Origin of the sequence: Bradyrhizobium sp., assembly GCF_019244115.1 — a bacterium.
In the GTDB taxonomy this organism is placed as follows: Bacteria; Pseudomonadota; Alphaproteobacteria; order Rhizobiales; family Xanthobacteraceae; genus Bradyrhizobium.
Window position 1 is genome coordinate 1 of sequence record NZ_JAFATE010000876.1, and the last position, 4,522, is coordinate 4,522.

The following is a 4,522-nucleotide window of genomic DNA, read 5'->3' on the forward strand; positions in this document are numbered from 1 at the left end:
GGAGGATGCGGTGCACTTTCCCGGCCTTGCCGGGATCAAGCGCAAGGTCGATGGCGGCGCCGACACCGTGATGTATCTGGAAGGCTCCGACCAGCACCGCGGCTGGTTCCACTCCTCGCTGCTGGAGAGCTGCGGCACGCGCGGCCGAGCGCCTTACGACATCGTGCTGACCCACGGCTTCACGCAGGACGAGCACGGCCGCAAGATGTCGAAGTCGCTCGGCAACACCATCGAGCCGCAGGCGGTGATCAAGGAGTCCGGCGCGGATATCCTGAGGCTGTGGGTCGCGGCCTGTGACTACACTGATGACCAGCGCATCGGCCCGGAAATCCTGAAGAACACGGTCGAGACCTATCGCAAGCTGCGCAACACCATCCGCTGGATGCTCGGCACGCTGCATCATTTCACTGGAGATGACGAGGTCGCGCCGGGCGACATGCCTGAGCTGGAGCGGCTGATGCTGCACCAGCTCGCCGAGCAGGATCAGGTCGTGCGCAGGGCCTATGAGGCCTTCGACTACAAGACAGTGGTCGCCACGTTGTCGGCGTTCATGAACACCGAATTGTCGGCGTTCTATTTCGACATCCGCAAGGACACGCTGTATTGCGACCCGATCTCCTCCGTCGCGCGAAAAGCGGCGCTGACCACGATCGACGTCATCTGCGATGCGATCCTGAAATGGCTCGCGCCGATCCTGAGCTTCACCTGCGACGAGGCTTTTGCGATGTACTGGCCGGGCGATTGCCCGTCGGTGCATCTGTTGACCTTCCCGGTCAATCTCGGTGAATTCTGTGACGATGCGCTCGCGGCGAAGTGGGACACGATCCGCAACGTCCGCCGTGTCGTCACCGGCGCGCTGGAGCTGGAGCGGGCGGCCAAGAACATCGGCTCGTCGCTGGAGGCCTCGCCGGTCATCTATGTCGCGGACCGAAAGCTGCTCGCGACGCTGTTCGATGTCGACGTCGCCGAAATCTGCATCACCTCGAACTACGAGGTGAGAGAGGGCGAAGCGCCAGCCGGCGCGTTCCGGCTGGACAACGTGCCTGATGTCGCCGTCGTGGTCGAGAAGGCCCAGGGCACAAAATGTGCACGCTCCTGGAAGATCCTCCCGACCGTGGGCGAGGATCCCGAATATCCCGACGTCTCGCCGCGCGACGCCCGAGCGCTGCGCGAATGGATGGCGCTGCATGAGCGCAGTGCCGCGCCCGAGCCGCGCGACGCGGTCATTGCACCGTTCGAACGCGCGCCGCCGATCGTCCCGCAAAGCCCTGCCCAGGTCGAGGAGACCACCATCGCCGCGGTCGACACCACGCCTCGCGACGACGAGCCCATCGCAGCGCCGGTCGAGCCGCCTCCGGCGCCGCGGAAGCGCGCGCCGAAATCGGCGGCTCGCCACGAAAAGCCTGCACACGCCGAGACCGTGCCATCCGACGACGCCGCAGAGGAGGTCGCGCCACAGCCCAAGCGTGCCGTGAAGTCGAAACGCGGCAACACATACGCCAGGCAGACGGCCGCGAAGAGGGGCGCAAAGAAGCCGGCCTCGAGCAAGGCCAAAACGACGGCGAAGGCCGCCAAGAAGGCGGCGAAAAAGAAGCCCGCAGAGAAGAAGGCCGCCGTGAAAAAGGCAGCCAAGAAGGCGAAGCCATCGAAGACAAAATCCGCAAAGCGTCCGGCCTCGAAAGCGAAGAAGCCGGCCGCGGCAAAAAAGGCCAAGAAGAAGAAAACGAGGTAACGACCCGGCATGGCGGCGCGCTTCAACCAACGTCTGCCGACTGGCGCGCTCGCCGCCCTTGTCACGCTCGTTCTCGACCAGGCGTCGAAATATTGGCTGCTCAACGTGCTCGACATCGCCGAGCACGCCCCGGTGCGGGTCACGCCGTTTTTCGACCTGGTATTACAATGGAACATCGGGATCAGCTTCGGCCTGCTGCAGAACGACAGCCCCGCCGCCCAGCTCACCTTGATGCTGGTCAAGGTGGTCGCGGTGATCGCGCTCGCGATCTGGATGGCCCGCTCACAGACGATCCTGGCCACCATTGCGCTCGGGCTGATCATCGGCGGCGCGATCGGCAACGCCATCGACCGCATCGCCTACGGCGCGGTGGTCGATTTCGCCCTGTTCCATATCGAGATCGCCGGAAAAACCTATACTTGGTACGTGTTTAACCTCGCGGATACGGCCATCGTTGCCGGGGTGGCGGGCCTATTGTATGATTCCTTTATTGCGATACCCGCCGCAAAAGCGCCCTGATCCCGGCAGATACGGGCCCTCTTGAGCGCGTGCATGGCTTAACTTAAGAGGGCGCTTAGACCGCAGTGTTTCGGCGATCCGTTGGTGTCTTTTGGACGGGTAAAGCGATGCGCAAGATCGAGGGCTTGATGATTCGGAAATCGTTGAAATCCGCACGTGCGGTGCGGGTTGCGGCGGCCGCGCTCGGCGTCGGCCTATTGATGGCCTCCGGTGTGGCAAGGGCCCAGGACGCCAACGAGGAAGAAGACGACAAGACCTTCGAAGAGAAGATCATCGAAGGCATCATGCACGGCATTGGTGCGACCAACATGGAGAACCGGGGCATCGATTATCGTGAGCGCTCGCCGCTCGTGGTGCCGCCGAAGCTCGACCTGCCGCCACCGGCCTCCACTGCCGAGGCCAAGGCGCCGCCGAACTGGCCGAAGGATCCCGATGAGGCCCGTCGCAAGGCTGCGGCCGAGGAGCGCAAGAAAGCGGCCAAGGACAAGAAGAGATACGACTCGTACGAGGCCGCCCGTCCGCTGTCACCGGATGAGCTGAACGCCGTGCGCACCAGACCGACGAGGAGCGCCGAGAGCACCGACTCGCTGAAGCCGGGGGACACCAATGCACGGCCTTTGAGCCCGTCGGAGCTTGGGTTCGAAGGCAGGTTCAGCGATCTGTTCGGCGGCAGCAAGCCCGAGGTCAAGCAGTTCAAGGGCGAGCCGACACGGGATTCGCTCGTTCAGCCGCCAGCAGGTTACCAGACGCCATCGCCGAATTTCGCCTACGGAACCGGGCCAAAGGAATCGCTGAACAAGCCCTACGACCCGGCGCGCGGCCAGTACGGCGAATAGCGCGCGCGTGCCAGCAAGCCACACAACAGCGGCATCGGAAGTATCTGGGGTTGCCCCGCGTGCGGCAGGTTCGTGCCGCCGCAGTTGTGTGGATTTGAGATCGACAGCGCCGGTTAGAAGCGTCGGCGGATTGTGAATGCGAGCGGGGCTGCGGCGCGCACCCGTCTCCCGACTTCGTGACAGTCAGCGTCGGCGGCACCGTGTACGATGCTGCACTGCGTCTTGCGTCATTTGCCCCCGCAACCAACCAAAGGTCGCAATGCCCATAAACCGTTTCGTGACATCCGCTCTCATTGCGTTCGCCTCGGCGTTCACTTTTTCTCCAACCGATAGCTTCGCCCAAACCAGCATCACGTCGGATCCGCCAGCGACCTTCACGCTCGGCAACGGATTGCAGGTCGTGGTCATCCAGGATCATCGCACGCCGGTGGTGACGCAGATGATCTGGTACAAGGTCGGCTCCGCGGACGAAACGCCGGGCAAGTCGGGACTGGCGCATTTTCTCGAACACCTGATGTTCAAAGGCACGGCGAAACATCCCGCCGGCGAATTTTCCGAGACGGTGCTGCGCGTCGGCGGCAGCGAGAATGCCTTCACCTCGGTCGATTACACCGGCTACTACCAGCGCGTCGCGCGCGAGCAGCTGGCCACCATGATGGATTTCGAGGCCGATCGCATGACCGGCCTCATCCTCAAGGACGAAAACGTGCTGCCCGAGCGCGATGTCGTGCTCGAGGAATACAACATGCGGGTCGCCAACAGTCCCGACGCCCGCCTCAACGAACAGATGATGGCCGCCCTCTATCTCAATCATCCCTATGGCCGCCCCATCATCGGCTGGCATCATGAGATCGAGCAGCTCAATCGCGAAGATGCGCTGGCCTTCTACAGGCGCTTCTATGCTCCGAACAACGCGACCCTGGTGATTGCGGGCGACACCGATGCCGCCGAGGTCCGGCCTCTCGCCGAGGCCACCTTCGGCAAGATCGCCGCCCAGCCGTCGATTCCCGCAAAGCGGATCCGTCCGCAGGAGCCGGAGCCGGTTGCGCCGCGCACCGTGACGCTATCCGATCGGCGTGTCGAACAGCCGAGCGTCAGGCGGTTTTATCTCGTGCCTTCAGCCACCACCGCCGTCCCGGGCGAGAGCGCGGCGCTGGAGGTGCTGGCCCAGTTGATGGGCTCAGGCAGCAACTCCTATCTCTACCGCGCCCTAGTGGTCGATCGTCCGCTCGCGGTCAATGCCGGCGCGGCCTATTCCTCGACCTCGCTCGATGCGACCCAGTTCTCGATCTCGGCTTCGCCGAAGCCGGGCGTTGCCTTCGCCGACATCGAGCGGATCGTCGACGACATGATCGCAGGGCTTGCGCAAAACCCGCCACGCGCGGAGGACCTCGAGCGGGTGAAGACCCAGCTCATCGCGGAAGCGATCTACGCC

At 63.8% G+C, this 4,522-nt stretch carries 4 protein-coding genes; all 4 read left to right on the top strand.

Translation table 11 applies throughout. The features are described from left to right. The coding region (locus JOZ76_RS36825) for a class I tRNA ligase family protein (protein WP_291706281.1) at positions 1-1,732 on the top strand (1,732 nt) is incomplete at its 5' end. 9 nt (positions 1,733-1,741) lie between these two features. Then, complete coding sequence (gene lspA / locus JOZ76_RS36830; protein ID WP_291706282.1) at positions 1,742-2,251, top strand: signal peptidase II; 510 nt, start codon at positions 1,742-1,744, stop codon at positions 2,249-2,251. Between the two features lie 128 nt (positions 2,252-2,379). Next, the gene (locus JOZ76_RS36835; RefSeq protein ID WP_291706283.1) at positions 2,380-3,087 is read left to right on the top strand and encodes a hypothetical protein; all 708 of its coding nucleotides are present in this window, start codon (positions 2,380-2,382) and stop codon (positions 3,085-3,087) included. Positions 3,088-3,346: 259 nt separating this feature from the next. Continuing rightward, positions 3,347-4,522: M16 family metallopeptidase (locus tag JOZ76_RS36840; protein WP_291706284.1), on the top strand; the 1,176-nt coding region annotated here is incomplete at its 3' end.